This is a genomic window from Stutzerimonas sp. KH-1 (assembly GCF_054483855.1).
This window is the reverse complement of the sequence record NZ_CM137011.1, coordinates 3800131-3816074: the sequence shown is the minus strand read 5'-3', so window position 1 is coordinate 3816074 and position 15944 is coordinate 3800131. Positions and strand designations below refer to the sequence as shown.

The following is a 15944-nucleotide window of genomic DNA, read 5'->3' as shown; positions in this document are numbered from 1 at the left end:
CTGGCTGGTACGGCCGTCTGCATGGCGACCGGCGCGACTTACGAAGCCGCCCCGGTTCAGCCGAAGAACCAGTAACACACCCCGATCGCCGCCACGATTCCGGCGAAATCCGCCACCAGCGCACAACCCACCGCATGCCGCGCCCGCTGGATGCCGACGGCACCGAAATACACCGCCAGCACATAGAAGGTCGTCTCGGTGCTGCCCTGCACCGTCGCCGCCACCAGCGCCGGGAAGCTGTCGACGCCATGACTCTGCATGGTCTCGATCAGCATCGCCCGTGCCGCACTGCCGGAGAACGGCTTGACCAGTGCCGTCGGCAGGGCGTCGACGAAGCGCGTGTCCCAGCCCAGCGCCTCGACCAGCCAGCGTATGCCCTCCAGGCCGAGGTCCAGCGCTCCGGACGCGCGCAGCGCACCGATGGCACACAGCATTGCCACCAGGTAGGGCAAGAGGCTCTTGGCCACGTCGAAGCCCTCCTTCGCACCTTCGACGAAGGCTTCGTAGACCGGCACCTTGCGCAGTGCACCCACCAGCAGGAAGGCGATGATCAGCCCAAACAGCGTGAGATTGCCCAGCAGCGAGGACAGCGAGGCCAGGGCGGTGGCCGACAATCCGGCCAGCAGCGCCATGAAGCCGCCGAGCAGCAGCGCACCGGGAATGAAATAGGCCAGCACCACCGGGTCCCACAGGCGCAGCCGCTGCACCAGCGCCACTGCCAGCAAGCCGGCCAGCGACGAAGCGCTGGTGGCCAGCAGGATCGGCAGGAACACCAGCGTCGGGTCGTCCGCGCCCTGCTGCACGCGGTACATGAAGATGGACACCGGCAGCAGCGTCAGCGAAGAGGTGTTGAGCACCAGAAAGAGAATCTGCGCATTGCTCGCCACATTCGGCAGCGGATTGAGTTCCTGCAGCGCGCGCATGGCCTTGAGGCCAATCGGCGTGGCGGCATTGTCCAGGCCCAGCCCGTTGGCGGCGAAATTCAGAGTGATCAGACCCAGCGCCGGGTGGCCGGCCGGCACCTCCGGCATCAGCCGGCGAAACAGCGGGCCGAGCAGACGCGCCAGCAGCTCGATCAGCCCGGCCTTCTCCGCAATGCGCAGGAAGCCGAGCCAGAGCGTCAGGGTGCCGAACAGGACGATCATCACTTCCACGGCCAGCTTGGCCATGGCGAACAGGCTTTCCACCAGAGCGGCGAATACGGTCGGATCGCCGCCAAGCAGCCAGCGCCCCATGGCCGCCACGGTGGCAATCAGAAAAAAGCCCAGCCAGAGGCCGTTGAGCATGTCGTTCTCCCATCGAAGCTGGCGGCGATGATAGCGGTGCAGGCGCGCAGGGGTCATCCGCAGTCGGCAGGCAAAGGGAAGAAAGAGACGCTTGGAAAGGAGGTGCAGCCGCGCGGCTGCGAAGCGGAGCGTTGTGAGCTGCAGGCCAGGGCAGTAATGGTCCACCCTGGCTGCAGCCTGACAGAACCCGGTCCGATAACGGAGGTACTCCCTGTACCCCTAGGTCGCTCCGCCAAGGCAGAACAACCCGACCCCCTGGTTCCCCCCGCTGAGGGGTCGAGCGCGCAGAGTCGTTACACCCGACGCGCGCTCTGGATCACCTTCGAAAGCCGAACATGACCCGGCAAAAGTGGCATCCCATGCCGCTGACACTCCTGAACCAGCCGCCCTTGCGGGCGGCCATCGATTGCATCAGACGCGCGGTCCACGCCCGCGGCCGAAGATCAGCGATGCCACGAAGAGCACCAGGAACACCACGAACAGGATCTTGGCGATACCGGTAGCGGTGCCGGCGATGCCACCGAAGCCCAGTACCGCAGCGATGATGGCGATGATCAGGAAGGTAATGGCCCAACTCAGCATGGTGTAACTCCTCTGTTTCAGGAACGATACTCAGCGGATCGGATCAGCCGATCGGCGTCGATGTGGTTACGCATCCCTGCCGGTTCGCTCGCACGTCCTTCTTCCTTACTCAGAACACCCAGCGCTGTTCGGCAGGCGCCTGGCGGTAGTCGATGGTCTGCCGTTCCTGGCTGGTCCGCGTGAGCTCAATAGGTTGAGCGTCATACATCCGGATTCGTTCCACGGAGACCTGCTGCGTCTGGCCGAGCGGTTGCGACATCGGCCGTTCGGCACCCATGATGAGCATGACGACTGCAGCAGAGAGGAAACCCTTGCAGGCTAAAGAAAGGCTAGCTTGGCGATTCATCCTCAACTCCTTCTAAGCAAAGCGTGGCGAACATGATGTTGCGTTGATCAAGTCATTGCAGGCTGCGTGCCAGCCCGAGGAACTCTTTTAAGAGCTTTAAAATCAACAGGTTACGCAACAAAACAGAGAGCAACGCAACTTAATTTGCACGAGCCGCCCAGGTAGGCCGGGCGTTTTGCACGACCCTCAGTGGCGAGTGGCTTTAAGCTGGCGAATGCGCTCGTGGCAGGCGCGCAACTTCGGCAGCTCGATGGCCAGCAAGGCCTTCACGTCCGGTTCCGCATCCGCGACGGCGTCCTCGAAGGCACGCAGCAGGTGTGCTTCGCTCTGCTCGAGCTGGTCGACGTAGGCGCGATCATGGTCGCCGACCCGCGAGCGTGCGTCGGTGTACAGCTCGCGCATGCGCCCGGTGAGGGTCCCGCCCTGAGAAGGCTGTTCATGGTGGGCGGCGACCTTCACCGACAGCGCCTGGATCACCTGTGTCTTGGCCTGCGCCAGGTCGCGAAACAGATGCTGCAGTTCCACGTCTTTTGCTTCTTCGGCGGCATGCTGGTAGAAACGCTGGCCGTCGCGGGTGATCTCAATGAGTTCGTTGAGCTGATTCATGGAATGGTTCATGACGCCTCCTGGACGAGTGAAGACGGCGCCACGCCCACTCGGCGGGCCGCGGCGCGTTCTCTTATCCTGGTCGCAAGCCCCGTGCCAGTCGGTCTGCGAGTTGCGGCCGAGCAAAATCAGCGACTTGCATGGCGGCCGTGCCGCGTCCGGAATGCAGCATGCAGGAACAGCTCATCGTCACCGTGCAACTTGCAAGACATTTCATAGACTAAGCACTCGCCAACAACGCAACGGCGCCCTGCCAAGCGCCGCACGCCATAAGTTATTTCTTTTCAAGCGACTGATTCGCCATCTGACTGGGAGCATCCATGGACCAAACGACGGACAACGGCGGGCGCATCCTCCTGGTGGATGACGAAGCGGCGATCCTGCGTACCTTCCGTTACTGTCTGGAGGATCGCGGCTATACCGTAATGACCGCCGCCAGCGCCGCGCAGGCAGAAGCCATCCTGCAGCGCCAGGTATTCGATCTCTGTTTTCTGGACCTGCGCCTGGGCGAGGACAACGGCCTCGATGTGCTGCAGCAGATGCGCATGCTCGCGCCCTGGATGCGGGTCGTGATCGTCACCGCCCATTCGGCCGTCGACACGGCGGTAGACGCCATGCAGGCCGGCGCCGCGGACTACCTGCTCAAGCCGTGCAGCCCCGAGCAGCTGCGCCTGTCCGCAGCCAAGCAACTGGAAGTCCGGCAGATGGCGGCGCGCCTGGAGGCCCTGGAAGGCGAGATGAAGCAGCGCAGCGATGCGCTCGGCTCGCACAGCCCGGCGATGATGGCGGTGCTGGAAACCGCACGCCAGGTCGCCGACACCGACGCCAATATCCTCATCCTCGGCGAGTCCGGCACCGGCAAGGGTGAGCTGGCGCGTGCCATCCACACCTGGAGCCGGCGCTCGAAGAAGGCCTTCGTCACCATCAACTGCCCCTCGCTGTCGGCGGACCTGATGGAAAGCGAGCTGTTCGGCCACAACCGCGGCGCGTTCACCGGGGCCACCGAAAGCACCCTGGGCCGGGTCAACCAGGCCGATGGCGGCACGCTGTTCCTCGACGAGATCGGCGACTTCCCGCTGGCGCTGCAGCCCAAGCTGCTGCGCTTCATTCAGGACAAGGAGTACGAGCGCGTCGGCGACCCGGTGACCCGCCGCGCCGATGTGCGCATCCTCGCCGCCACCAATCTGAACCTCGAGGAGATGGTGCGCGAGGGCAAGTTCCGCGAGGACCTGCTCTACCGCCTCAACGTCATCACCCTCAACCTGCCCCCCATGCGTGAGCGTCCGGAAGACGTGCTGACCCTGGCCGAACGCTTCCTTGCTTCCTTCGTCAAGAACTACGGGCGCCCGGCCCGCGGCTTCAGCGATGCCGCGATTGCCGCGCTGAAGACCTACCGCTGGCCGGGCAACGTGCGGGAACTGCGCAACGTGGTGGAACGCGCCAGCATCATCTGTCCGCAGCAGATGATCGAGGTGAGCCACCTGGGCCTCGGCGAGCAGGTTGCCAGCAACGCCCCGCGCATCGGTGAGCCACTGAGCCTGGAAGCCCTGGAAAAGGCCCATATCGCCGGCGTGCTGAGCACCAGTGATACCCTCGAGCAGGCCGCGCGCATCCTCGGCATCGACGCATCGACGCTGTACAGAAAACGCAAGCAGTACGGCCTATGAAACTGCAGATGAAGCTGCGGACCCGACTCTTCCTCGGGTTCTCGGCCCTGATGACGGTGGCCCTGCTCGGGCTGTTGCTGGCGCTGGTCAGCGTGATGCAGATGGCGAAAAGTCAGGAACATCTCATCCGCAACAATTTCGGCATCATCGAAATCAACCAGCAGCTGCGCCAGGTTCTGGGCAACCATCTGGTCGTCCTGCTCACCGACGAGAACAACAGCCAGGCGCTGGAGCCGTTACGCCAGACCTTCCAGCAAACGCTAGAGCGCGGTATCGCCGAAGCTCGCGACGATGCCGACCGGCAGGCGTTCCAGGCAATCGCCAGCGCCTACGCCAGTTTTCTGCAACAGGTCGATCTGCCCGGCCGGCAGGATCTGACCCTGCTCGAAGACAACCCGCTGAGCCAGTCCTTCAACCAGTTGCGCGGCCTGATGACCGACATGCAGCGCACCGCGTACGACCGGATTCGCGACACCGAGCTGCGTAGCCGCGACCGTGCTGCGCTGCTCGCCGGCCTGCTCGGCTTGACCGCGATTGCGGTGCTGCTGATCGGTTTCATCACCGCGCACAGTTTCGCCCGTCGCTTCGGTGAGCCGATCGAACGCCTTTCCGCGGCGGCCGACCAGATCGGACGCGGCGATTTCAATATCGCCCTGCCCACCCCGCCGATCGCCGAACTGTCCTCGCTGAGTCGCCGCTTCGGCCTGATGGCGCAGGCGCTGCACCAGTTCAAGCAGACCAACGTGGAGGCACTGGTCAACGGGCAGCAGCGTCTGCAGGCGCTGCTCGACAGCATCGACGATGGTCTGCTGATCATCGACCGCGAGGGGCGTCTGGAGCACGCCAACCCGGTAGCGCAACGGCAGCTGGCCTGGGAGAACGAGCATCTCGGCTTGTCCCTGGGCGAGGCGCTCGGCTGCCCGGCGCTGGACATTGCGGCGCGCCAGGTACTGGACGACAAACCGTTGTCCGACCCACCCGAGGATCTGGTGATCGAGGCCGACGGCGAGCGACGCCTGCTGGCCTGGCGCATCAGCCCGGTAAGCCACCACGACGGCAGCATCAGCGGCGCGGTCATGGTGCTGCACGACGTCACCGACCAGCGCACCTTCGAGCGGGTGCGCAACGAGTTCGTGCTGCGCGCCTCACATGAGCTGCGCACGCCGGTAACCGGCATGCAGATGGCCTTCAGCCTGCTGCGTGAACGCCTGCGCTACCCGGCCGGCAGTCGCGAATCGGACCTGTTCGATACCGTGCACGAGGAGATGCAACGGCTGGTCCGGCTGATCAACGACCTGCTCAACTTCTCCCGCTACCAGAGCGGCCAGCAGAAGCTGGAGCTGGAGCCGTGTGAAATCCCGGAGCTGCTGGAAACCGCACGCCAGCGCTTCGAGGTCGCCGCGGCCGAGCAGGAGGTGCAGCTCCAGCTGGAGCTGCAGCAGCCACTGCCGACCCTGATGCTGGACCGCCAGCAGATCGAGCGGGTGATGGACAACCTGCTGAGTAACGCATTGCGGCATACGCCGAAAGGCGGCGAGGTACGGCTGCTGGCCCGCCATCATGGCGAGCGGATGATTCTCAGCGTCGAGGACAACGGCGAAGGCATCCCCTACAGCCAGCAGGCGCGCATCTTCGAACCCTTCGTGCAGATCGGTCGTCGTCGCGGCGGCGCCGGACTGGGGCTTGCCTTATGCAAGGAAATCGCCCAGCTGCATGGTGGGCGCATCGGCGTGCATTCGCGGATCGGGCACGGCACCATCTTCTACGTCGCGCTGCCGATCTGACAGCGCCACCACGAGGACCTGCCATGCCAAGCGTGAATCCCAGCCCCGAACAGCTCGCCGCCTACGTGGCGGCGATGCCAGCGGGCGTGCCGATCCTGATGCTCAACCTGCTGCGCTACAACGCTCAGGCGACATACCCAGCGGGCAGCCAGCACAGCCCCTGCAGCGGCCGCGAAGCCTATGCCCGCTACAGCCGTGTGGCGCTGGCCAAGGTGCAGGCCTGCGGCGGTGCGGTGGAGGTACGTGCCAAGGCGCATGCCGCACTGATCGCGCCAGCGGAGGAACAGTGGGATGACCTGCTGCTGGTCAGCTACCCGTCCAAGGAAGCCTTTCTGGCGATGATCAGCGATCACGAGTACCAGGCTGCCACCGAGCATCGCAGCGCGGCGCTAACCGACTCGCGGCTGATCGGTACGACCCGCTACTAGTGGCCGGTTTGGTAAGTTCAGTTGGCCAATTTCGGCGCCCATGGCCCCGATACTGCGTCGCTGCTTCTTGCCATGGCCTGCCATGACTCGTCGCAGCGCCTTGTCTCGTAGCCCTGTGCATCCGGACTTGCTTCAACCAACGCACCGCACCGACCGCTATGTCAGCGGCCCGCCTGGGCAGTGAGTACCTTCAGCATCGCTGCGGTTTCGGCATCCGGCTCGCCGTCGAAACGGGCCGGTCGATACTTCATCTGGAATGCGGCGATCACGTTACGCGTCTCGTCATCCAGCTGCCCATGCCGCGGCACGCGGTAGCCCTGAACCGCCAATGCCTCCTGAAACCAGGCGACCGACGGCACGCCGCTGAGCGCATAGTTCGCCCGCTCCGCCGCCACCGCGTCCGCCTCAGGCCAGGGCAGCAGCCCCTCGTCGGCGAGGCGTTTCCACGGAAACAGCGGCCCCGGATCGACTTTGCGCTGCGGCGCAATATCGCTGTGGCCGATGATGGAGCCCGGTTTGAGATCATGGCGCGCCATGATGTCCTTGAGCAGCGCCACCAGTGCGTCGATCTGTTCGTCCGAGTACGGGTACCAGAGTCGCCGCCCGTCCGCGCTTTCGACATAGCCACGATTGACCAGCTCGATGCCGATCGAGCTGGAATTGAGCCAGGTGCGCCCGTTCCACTCGCTTTCGCCGGCATGCCAGGCGCGCCGGTTTTCATCCACCAGACGATAGATAGTCGCCGGTGCCTCGCCGATCAGGTAGTGGCTGCTGACGTCACGACCACTGAGCAGCGTGAGCGAACGCGGCAGGTCGGCAGAGGTGTAGTGCAGCACGATGAACTGCGCGCGGCTGTCGTGACCGATCGAGCTGTAGCGGGTATCGATGCGCGGGCCGCTGGCGCAGCCGGCAAGCAGCAGGAGCAACAGGGTGGCGGTGAAGGCTTTCATCGGGATGACCTCTGTGTCGACGGCGAAATGACGCAGATCGGATGACCGGCAGGCGCGCCGGCATGGCAGCGCTTGGCAGCGCGGTCGGATTATACCCAGGCGACCGCAGGCTCGCGGCGTCAGCCGGTCAGGCCGGTTCGACCCGATTGCGGCCGGCCTCCTTGGCGCGGTACAGCGCGCTGTCGGCGCGCTCGAAGGCACGCTCTGTGGTGTCGCCATCGCTAAAGGCGGTCAGGCCTGCCGACAGCGTGATCACGATGCGTTCACCCTTGAAGTGAAACGGGCAGCTGCCAATGGATTCGCGCAGCGTTTCCAGCAACTGCCGCCCCGCTTCCTGGGGCGTGTTGGGCAGCAGCACGACGAACTCCTCGCCGCCGAAGCGGGCGATGAAGTCGGTCTTGCGCAGCCGCTTCTGCAGCTCCGAGCCAATGATCTTGAGCACCCGGTCGCCGGCCAGATGACCGTATCCATCATTGACCCGCTTGAAGTGATCGACATCCAGCACGGCCAGTAACAGGTCGCCGCCATAGCGCTGCCAGCGGGCGAATTCCAGATCCAGGCGCTCGTTCCAGGCGGCACGGTTGGGCAGCCCGGTCAATGGATCCTGCAGAGCCTTCTGCCGTTGCTCCTCGAGATGGCCGCGCAACCCCCGCGCGGCCTGTTCGAGGCTGCCGACCCGGCTGACCAACTGCTGCAGTCGCTCGCCAAGCTTCTGCTCCTGCTCGCTACGCTTTTGCCGGTAGGTATCCACCGTGGTCAGCAGACCATCCAGGCGCGCCTCGACCACCTTTTTCAGGCTCGACAGATCGGTGGCCTGGCGCATGCTGTCCTGCAGTCCGCCGACCTGCTCGCGTAATTCGGCATCGAGCGTCTGTGCGGCGTCGCGGCCCTCGGTATGGCCCTGGTGCGCGGCGAGCAGGTTTTCCTGCATCGCGGTGAGCCGCTCGTTGAGCGTCTGCAGGTAGTTCTCGAAATCCCGCTGCCCCTGATCGCTGAAGGCAATCATCAGCATCGCCAGGTCATCCAGCACCGGTACCAGCTCGTACCAGTTCAAGCCATGCTGAATGCGGGCGCGCAACAGCTGCAGCCGCGGCTGATGCTGTTCGGGCAGATGGAGGCTGTCGAGCAGGCTGGCGAGCGTCGCCTCGACGCGTTCGGCAACCACGCTGTAGGCGGGCTCCGGTGAGTCCGGCAGGGCGTAGGCGGCCGCCTGCGGCTCGGCCACTGGCCTCTGCTCGGCATCCGCCACCGGTGCGGCTACTTCGGGCTCAGCCGCTGTTGCGGCGGGCTCGAGCGCTTGCTGCTCGTCGCTCGCCGGCTCAGGCAAGGCTGGCATCACGGCCGCAGCGGACGCACCGGTCATCGCGCTGCCGGCAACCACCTCGGTCTCGACCGTCAGCGCCGCTGGAATCGCCGCCTCGAGCGGGATCGCCACCGATTGACTGTCCCGATTGCCGAACAGGCGCTTCAAAAACCCGCTTTGCTGCGGCGTGCCCAGTCCTTGCAGGTCCAGAACCTGGCCCTGCAGCACACTGAGTTCACTGAGCAGTACCGGCAGTTCGCGTAGCCGGGTCGCGCGCTGATCCAACTCCTTGGCAAAACGCTTGAGCGGCTTGCGCAATTCGGCCGGCAAGGACATCCCCAGCAATTGAGCAACCAGCCGATGCAGCGCTTCGGTCAGCTGCACGGCACGCTCCTGACGATGCCGCTCGGAGTCCAGCACGGCTTTTTCCAGACGGGGAACCAGCTGCCCGAGGCCATCGTCCAGATCGCCGTCGCGCAGAATCTCGCGCATCTGCTGCAGGCAGCGCTCGACGGCTGGATCGGCCCCCTCCACCGCCAGGCTGCTGCGCACCAGACTGCGGCGCAGCAAGTCCACCCGCTGCTCCCAGCGGGCCTCCAGCCGGTCCTGGCGCTCGACCAGCTGCAGATACTTTTCTTTCCAGCGTTCGGCTTCGTCGCTCATTTGCTTTCTTGTACCTGAACCGGCAGAGAATCCGCCCTGAACGCGTCGGGCAACCTGATCTCCACGGCGACCGGCAGATGATCGGAGATCGGCAACGGCAGCACGTCGACGCGCTCAAGCGCCAGGCTCGGACTCAACAGGATGTGATCGAGGCAGCGTTGCGGCCGCCAGCTTGGAAAGGTCGCCTCGACCTGCGGTGCGAGCAGGCCGAGGTCGCGCAGTGGGGAGTTCTCCAGCAGGTCGTTGGCGTGGGTATTCATGTCACCCATCAGTACCTGATGGCGGTAGCCGCCGATCAGCTCGCGGATGTAGGCCAGCTGGCGCGCCCGTGCCCCGCCACCGAGCGCCAGGTGCATCATGACCACCACCAGCGCGTCCGCCCCTTCGCCGAAGCGCAGCAGGATGGCGCCCCGTCCGGATGGTCCCGGCAGTGGATGGTCTTCCAGCCTCTGCGGCTCGAGCCGGCTCAAGACACCGTTGCTGTGCTGGGCGAAGCGCCCGAGGTTCCGGTTGAGCTGCTGGTACCAGTAGGGAAACGCGCCCAGCTGGGCGAGATGCTCGACCTGATTGACATAACCGGAGCGCAGACTGCCGCCATCGGCTTCCTGCAAGGCCACCAGATCGTAGTTGCCGAGCAGTTCGCCGATGCGCTGCAGGTTTCCGGCGCGTCCGGGATGCGGCAGCAGATGCTGCCAGCTGCGCGTCAGGTAGTGGTGGTAGCGCTCGGTGCTGATGCCGACCTGGATGTTGAAACTGAGCAGCCGCAGCCGCCCGTCCGCCGGCAGGCCGCTGCTGGCCAGACAGTGGGGATTGACCCGAGCCTTGCCGGGGCCGGCGTGGCGCGGAGCGCTCCAGCGGCGCAGCACGTTCGGCTACCGCGCTGCGCGTTCTTTTTCGATGAGGAAGTCGGCCACCTGCAGCGTGCGTTCCGGGCCGCCGGCAGAACCGAGATCGAAACGATACTTGCCGTTCACGATCATCACCGGTACGCCGGTGATCTGGTAAGCCATGCCAAGCTTCTTGGCCTGCTCCACGCGGCTGCGCACGCCAAAGGAGTTGTAAGCCTTGAGGAAGGCCTGCTTGTCGATGCCGTGGCCGGCGAGGAATTCGGCCATCTCTTCGGGGGTCGCGAGCTTCTTGCGGTCCTGATGATAGGCGGCGAACACCGCATCATGAATCTCGGGCTCGACGCCCATGGATTCCAACGTGATGAACAGCTGTCCGTGGGCGTTCCAGATACCGCCGAACATCGCCGGGATGCGTTTGAAATCGACGTCATCCGGCAGCTGCTCGGCCCATGGTTTGACGGTCGGCTCGAACTGATAGCAGTGCGGGCAGCCATACCAGAACAGCTCGACCACCTCGATCTTGCTCGGCTCTGCAACCGGCACCGGGCTGCTCAGCTCGACATACTCCTTGCCGGCCTGGAACTCCGCTGCCTGGGCTGCCAGACCGAACAGGCTGGCGGCGGCGAGAACGGCAGTGAGTAGGAAATTACGCATGGAATACTCCTGTTAACGACGGACCAATGGCGCAACAGGCTGCAGCAAAACGCCGGGACTCGCCAGCGTTTTTCATCCGACTGTGCAAGCACGTGATACAGACAATGAAGCAGGCCCCGAAAACGCAGAAGGGCGTCGGGGCTGGTGGCCCGGACGCCCTTCTGCTCAGGCTGCAACGGCTATCAGTGCAGGCCCTGGATGTAGCTGGACAGCGCTTCGATGTCCTTGTTGCTCAGTTTGGCGGCGATGCCACGCATGATCATGGTGTCGCCGTCGTTGGTACGGTTGCCTTCGCGGAAGTCGGTCAACTGCTTGGCGGTGTAGGCAGCGTGCTGGCCACCCAGCTTGGGGAAACCGGCAAGGTCGTTACCGACGCCATTCGGCGCATGGCAACCGGTACAGGCCGGCATGCCCTGATCCAGCTTGCCGCCACGGAACAGCTTCTCGCCCTGCTTGGCCAGAGCCGGATCGGCATAACCGACGCTGCCCTTCTGGCTGGCGAAGTAGGCGGCGATGTCTTCAAGATCCTGATCGCTCAACGGGTCGAGCATGCCGGTCATTTCGGGCACCTTGCGACCGACGCCTTCCTCGGCGCCCGGGGTGCTGCCAGCCTTGATGTCATGCAGCTGCTTGAGCAGGTAGCGCTCGCCCTGGCCGGCGAGTTTCGGGAAGTTCGGCGCCGGGCTGTTGCCGTCGACACCGTGGCAGGCGCCACACACTGCAACTTTGCCCTGACCAGCCTCGGCGTTTCCAGCCGCGTGGGCCATACCGGTGATGCCAAGGGTCAACAGCAGACTCACGAGTATTTTGTTCATCAGCTAATCCAACTACGGCTAAGGGTTTGAAAGGGAATTCATCGGGTCGCGCACGGCATCAAAACCGGGACGACGCTCGTTATAGTGGCACGCAGGACTTTCGTCTCCGGCGGCGGCCCGCAGACGCACGTTGCGCCTGATACCGGCCGAACGCCATCCGGCGCCTGACATCAGGCCAAAGCGCACATAAAAACTGCGGCATTATATACTTCCGTTCCTGAAACGGAAACGAACCATTGCCGCACCCCGCGCGCACTCACCGGAACGACCATGCTACCGAAAAACCCGATTCTCGGCCTTTGCCAACAGGCCTCCTTCATGATCAGCGCCGCCAAGGTCGATCAGTGCCCGGCCGACGAGGGTCTGGAAGTGGCCTTCGCCGGTCGATCCAATGCGGGCAAGTCCAGTGCGCTGAACACCCTCACTCACGCCAATCTGGCCCGGACCTCGAAGACGCCTGGGCGCACTCAACTGCTCAACTTCTTCCGCCTCGATGACGAGCGCCGCCTGGTCGACCTGCCGGGTTATGGTTACGCCAAGGTGCCGATCCCGCTCAAGCAGCATTGGCAGCGCCATCTGGAAGCCTACCTGGGCAGTCGCGAAAGCCTGGCCGGGGTGTTCCTGATGATGGACATTCGCCATCCCCTGACCGAATTCGACCGCATGATGCTGGACTGGGCGAGCGCCAGCCAGATGCCCCTGCACATCCTGCTGACCAAGTCCGACAAGCTGGCCTTCGGCGCGGCGAAGAACGCGCTGCTGGCCATCCAACGCGATATCCGCAAGGGCTGGGGTGCCGATGTCAGCGTGCAGCTGTTCTCGGCACCGAAGCGGCAGGGGGTCGAGGAAGCGCAGCTGGTGCTGGCGAACTGGCTGGGAATGCTGGACGAGGCAGCCGAAGACGAGCACGAGCCTGAGGCATAGAGTGGGTCAGGCGTTGCCGGTTCCTGCAGCCCTGGCCGGAGCTACGGTGGATGTAAAAAGCGACATCCACCCTACGAAGTCCGGCACCAATCGCTAAAATCGCCCGAATTCACCCCACCAATCACCTCGCAGAAGCCGGAAAGGCGCCGAGAATCGACGCCCACCCGGCCCTCAGCGCAACTCAGTCGCGGTAGGCATCCACCGGCACGCAGGCACAGAACAGATTGCGATCGCCGTAGACGTTGTCTACGCGGTTCACCGCCGGCCAGTACTTGTGCGCGCGTGCATGGGCGCTTGGCGTCACCGCCTCGGCGATGCTGTACGGCCGATCCCACTCGCCGATCACGTCAGCCAGCGTATGCGGCGCGCGTACCAGCGGGTTGTTGTCCGCCGGCCATTCGCCGTCCTGCACCTTGGCGATCTCCGCGCGGATGCTCAGCATCGCCTCGACGAAGCGATCCAGTTCGGCCTTCGACTCGCTCTCGGTGGGCTCGATCATCAGCGTGCCGGGCACCGGGAACGACATGGTCGGCGCATGGAAGCCATAGTCCATCAGGCGCTTGGCGACATCCTCCTCGCTGATGCCACTGGCGGCCTTGAGCGGGCGCAGATCGAGAATGCACTCGTGGGCGACACGACCGTTGCGTCCGCTGTAGAGCACCGGGAACGCCCCGCCGAGGCGGTTGGCGAGGTAGTTGGCACCGAGGATTGCCACCTCGGTCGCGTCGCGCAGCTGCGGGCCCATCATGGCGATGTACATCCAGCTGATCGGCAGGATGCTCGCGCTGCCCCAGGGCGCCGCGCTCACCGCACCGTTGCCCGGTTGCGGACCTTCCAGCTCGACCACCGGGTGGTTGGCCACGAACGGCGCCAGGTGCGCCTTGACGCCGATCGGCCCCATGCCCGGGCCGCCACCGCCATGGGGGATGCAGAAGGTCTTGTGCAGGTTCATGTGCGAGACGTCGGCACCGATATCCGCCGGTCGCGCCAGGCCGACCTGGGCGTTGAGGTTGGCGCCGTCCATGTACACCTGGCCGCCTTGGGCGTGGATCGCGGCGCAGATCTCGCGCACGTTTTCTTCGTAGACGCCGTGGGTCGACGGATAGGTGATCATCAGGCAGGACAGCCGGTCGCCCGCCTCGGCGGCCTTGCGCTTGAGGTCCTCGAGATCGACGTTGCCGCCCTTGTCGCACTCGACGATGACCACACGCATGCTGACCATTTGCGCCGATGCTGGGTTGGTGCCGTGCGCCGAGGACGGGATCAGGCAGATATCGCGCTGCCCTTCACCGCGGCTCTCGTGATACTTGCGGATCGCGACCAGGCCGGCGTATTCGCCCTGGGCACCGGAGTTGGGCTGCATGCTGATGGCGTCGAAACCGGTGATCGCGCAGAGCCAGGCTTCCAGCTCTTCGATCATCAGCCTGTAACCCTGCGCCTGGCCGCGCGGGACAAACGGATGCAGGTTGGCGAATTCGGCCCAGGTGATCGGGATCATTTCGCTGGTGGCGTTGAGTTTCATGGTGCAGGAGCCGAGCGGGATCATCGCCTGGTTCAGCGCCAGATCCTTGTTTTCCAGCTGCTTGAGGTAGCGCAGCATCTCGGTTTCGCTGTGGTGCGAGTTGAACACCGGATGCTCCAGGTAACCGCTCTCGCGTTGCAGCCCTGCGGGAATGCCCGCGGCCAGCTCACCCGCATCCAGCGCGGCGACATCGAGGCCGTGATCGGCACCGAGGAAGATCGCCAGCAGGTGCTCGACGGTGCGCTCGTCGCAGGTCTCGTCGAGGCTCACGCCCAACCGGCCGCGACCGAGGATGCGCAGGTTGATCTGTGCAGCCTCGGCACTTTCGATGATTGCAGTCTGCGCGCCACCGACCTCGAGGGTCAGGGTGTCGAAGAAATGCCGGTTGAGCCGCACGATGCCCTTCTGCTCCAGACCCGCGGCGAGGATGGCGGTCAGCCGATGGACGCGCTGGGCGATGCGCTTGAGGCCCTGCGGGCCGTGATAGACGGCGTAGAAGCCAGCGATGTTGGCCAGCAGCACCTGCGCGGTGCAGATGTTGGAGTTGGCCTTCTCGCGACGGATGTGCTGCTCGCGGGTCTGCAGCGCCATGCGCAGTGCGGTGTTGCCGCGGGCGTCCTTGGACACGCCTATGATGCGGCCCGGCATGCCGCGCTTGAACTCGTCGCGGCTGGCGAAATAGGCCGCGTGCGGGCCGCCGTAGCCCATCGGCACACCGAAGCGCTGGGTCGAGCCGAGCACCACGTCGGCACCCAGTTCGCCCGGCGGGGTCAGCAACAGCAGGCTGAGCAGGTCGGCCGCCACGCAAGCCAGCGCCTGCTGTGCGTGTAGCTGCTCGATGGCCGGACGCAGGTCGCGAATCTCGCCGTGGGTATCCGGGTACTGCAGCAGCGCGCCGAACACCTCGTGTCCGGCCAGGTCGTCCTGCGTGCCGACCACCAGTTCGAAGCCGAACGCTTCGGCACGGGTCTGCACCACCGAAAGCGTCTGCGGATGGCAATTCTCGTCGACGAAGAAGCGGTTGCTCTTGCTCTTGGCCATGCGCCGGGCCAGGGTCATGGCCTCGGCTGCTGCGGTCGCCTCATCGAGCAGCGAGGCGTTGGCCAGATCGAGGCCGGTGAGGTCGATGATCATCTGCTGATAGTTCAGCAACGCTTCCAGCCGACCCTGGGCGATCTCCGGCTGATAGGGTGTGTAGGCGGTGTACCAGCCCGGATTCTCCAGCACGTTGCGCAGGATCACCGGCGGGGTGATGGTGCCGTGGTAGCCCATGCCGATCAGGCTGGTCCAGAGCTGATTCTGCTCGGCATAGCCCTTGAGCTTGGCCAGCGCCGCCTGTTCATCCAGCGCGGACGGCAGATTTAGCTCGCCCTGCAGGCGGATCGCCGGCGGCACGGTCTGCTCGATCAGCTGCTCGCGGCTGGCCAGCCCCAGCGCGTCGAGCATGGCCTGCTGTTCGCCCTGATCCGGGCCGAGGTGACGGCGCAGAAAGGCATCGGTTTGCTGGAGTTGGGAAAGGCTCGGCATATACGGCATGGTCGCTACTCTCGGAAAAAACAAAAGCCC

The 15944-nt window shown here is 64.8% G+C and carries 14 protein-coding genes; 4 read left to right on the top strand and 10 right to left on the bottom strand.

The window, feature by feature from the left end; translation table 11 throughout:
* Nucleotides 1-56 precede the first annotated feature (56 nt).
* From ACX1DW_RS18390 to ACX1DW_RS18375, 4 genes are all read right to left on the bottom strand, one after another.
* Nucleotides 57-1286, bottom strand: a complete 1230-nt coding sequence (locus tag ACX1DW_RS18390; RefSeq protein ID WP_102839660.1) for a nucleoside recognition domain-containing protein — start codon at nt 1284-1286, stop codon at nt 57-59.
* Nucleotides 1287-1697: 411 nt separating this feature from the next.
* Nucleotides 1698-1868, bottom strand: a complete 171-nt coding sequence (locus tag ACX1DW_RS18385) for a DUF1328 domain-containing protein (protein ID WP_003282841.1) — start codon at nt 1866-1868, stop codon at nt 1698-1700.
* Nucleotides 1869-1977: 109 nt separating this feature from the next.
* A complete protein-coding gene (locus tag ACX1DW_RS18380) occupies nt 1978-2214 on the bottom strand; it encodes a hypothetical protein (RefSeq protein ID WP_133455324.1) in 237 nt (78 codons plus the stop codon).
* 186 nt (nt 2215-2400) lie between these two features.
* Entirely contained in the window at nt 2401-2832 is a 432-nt protein-coding gene (locus ACX1DW_RS18375; RefSeq protein ID WP_133455323.1) for a ferritin-like domain-containing protein, read from the bottom strand.
* Nucleotides 2833-3140: 308 nt separating this feature from the next.
* Here ACX1DW_RS18375 and algB point away from each other — a divergent pair, with 308 nt between their 5' ends.
* Genes algB through ACX1DW_RS18360 form a run of 3 tightly spaced genes read left to right on the top strand, consistent with a single transcriptional unit; the run spans nt 3141 to nt 6699 of the window.
* The gene (algB, locus tag ACX1DW_RS18370; RefSeq protein WP_063541120.1) at nt 3141-4487 is read left to right on the top strand and encodes a sigma-54-dependent response regulator transcription factor AlgB; all 1347 of its coding nucleotides are present in this window, start codon (nt 3141-3143) and stop codon (nt 4485-4487) included.
* On the top strand, nt 4484-6271 hold the full coding sequence (locus ACX1DW_RS18365; protein WP_063541119.1) for a KinB sensor domain-containing domain: 1788 nt from the start codon (nt 4484-4486) through the stop codon (nt 6269-6271). The genes algB and ACX1DW_RS18365 overlap by 4 nt, the downstream gene beginning before the upstream one ends.
* Nucleotides 6272-6294: 23 nt before the next feature.
* Nucleotides 6295-6699 (top strand): DUF1330 domain-containing protein, encoded by a 405-nt coding sequence (locus ACX1DW_RS18360; protein ID WP_270054240.1) that lies wholly within the window; start codon nt 6295-6297, stop codon nt 6697-6699.
* A gap of 161 nt (nt 6700-6860) precedes the next feature.
* Here the strand turns inward: ACX1DW_RS18360 and ACX1DW_RS18355 are convergent, their stop codons facing one another.
* From ACX1DW_RS18355 to ACX1DW_RS18335, 5 genes are all read right to left on the bottom strand, one after another.
* On the bottom strand, nt 6861-7649 hold the full coding sequence (locus tag ACX1DW_RS18355; protein WP_102838969.1) for an N-acetylmuramoyl-L-alanine amidase: 789 nt from the start codon (nt 7647-7649) through the stop codon (nt 6861-6863).
* 127 nt (nt 7650-7776) lie between these two features.
* The gene (locus ACX1DW_RS18350; RefSeq protein ID WP_458992090.1) at nt 7777-9615 is read right to left on the bottom strand and encodes a diguanylate cyclase; all 1839 of its coding nucleotides are present in this window, start codon (nt 9613-9615) and stop codon (nt 7777-7779) included.
* Nucleotides 9612-10481 carry an endonuclease/exonuclease/phosphatase family protein gene (locus tag ACX1DW_RS18345; protein ID WP_133455320.1) on the bottom strand — a complete coding sequence of 290 codons (870 nt, stop codon included), beginning with the start codon at nt 10479-10481 and terminating at the stop codon, nt 9612-9614. Before ACX1DW_RS18345 ends, ACX1DW_RS18350 begins: the two co-directional genes overlap by 4 nt.
* Before the next feature lie 6 nt (nt 10482-10487).
* Nucleotides 10488-11117, bottom strand: a complete 630-nt coding sequence (locus ACX1DW_RS18340; RefSeq protein ID WP_063541114.1) for a thiol:disulfide interchange protein DsbA/DsbL — start codon at nt 11115-11117, stop codon at nt 10488-10490.
* A 182-nt stretch (nt 11118-11299) separates the two neighbouring features.
* The gene (locus tag ACX1DW_RS18335) at nt 11300-11932 is read right to left on the bottom strand and encodes a c-type cytochrome (RefSeq protein ID WP_063541113.1); all 633 of its coding nucleotides are present in this window, start codon (nt 11930-11932) and stop codon (nt 11300-11302) included.
* A gap of 270 nt (nt 11933-12202) precedes the next feature.
* Here ACX1DW_RS18335 and yihA point away from each other — a divergent pair, with 270 nt between their 5' ends.
* On the top strand, nt 12203-12856 hold the full coding sequence (gene yihA / locus ACX1DW_RS18330; RefSeq protein WP_133455319.1) for a ribosome biogenesis GTP-binding protein YihA/YsxC: 654 nt from the start codon (nt 12203-12205) through the stop codon (nt 12854-12856).
* A gap of 181 nt (nt 12857-13037) precedes the next feature.
* On the opposite strand, the gene gcvP is transcribed toward yihA, so the two are convergent.
* A complete protein-coding gene (gcvP, locus tag ACX1DW_RS18325; protein ID WP_458992089.1) occupies nt 13038-15914 on the bottom strand; it encodes an aminomethyl-transferring glycine dehydrogenase in 2877 nt (958 codons plus the stop codon).
* Nucleotides 15915-15944: the final 30 nt, after the last annotated feature.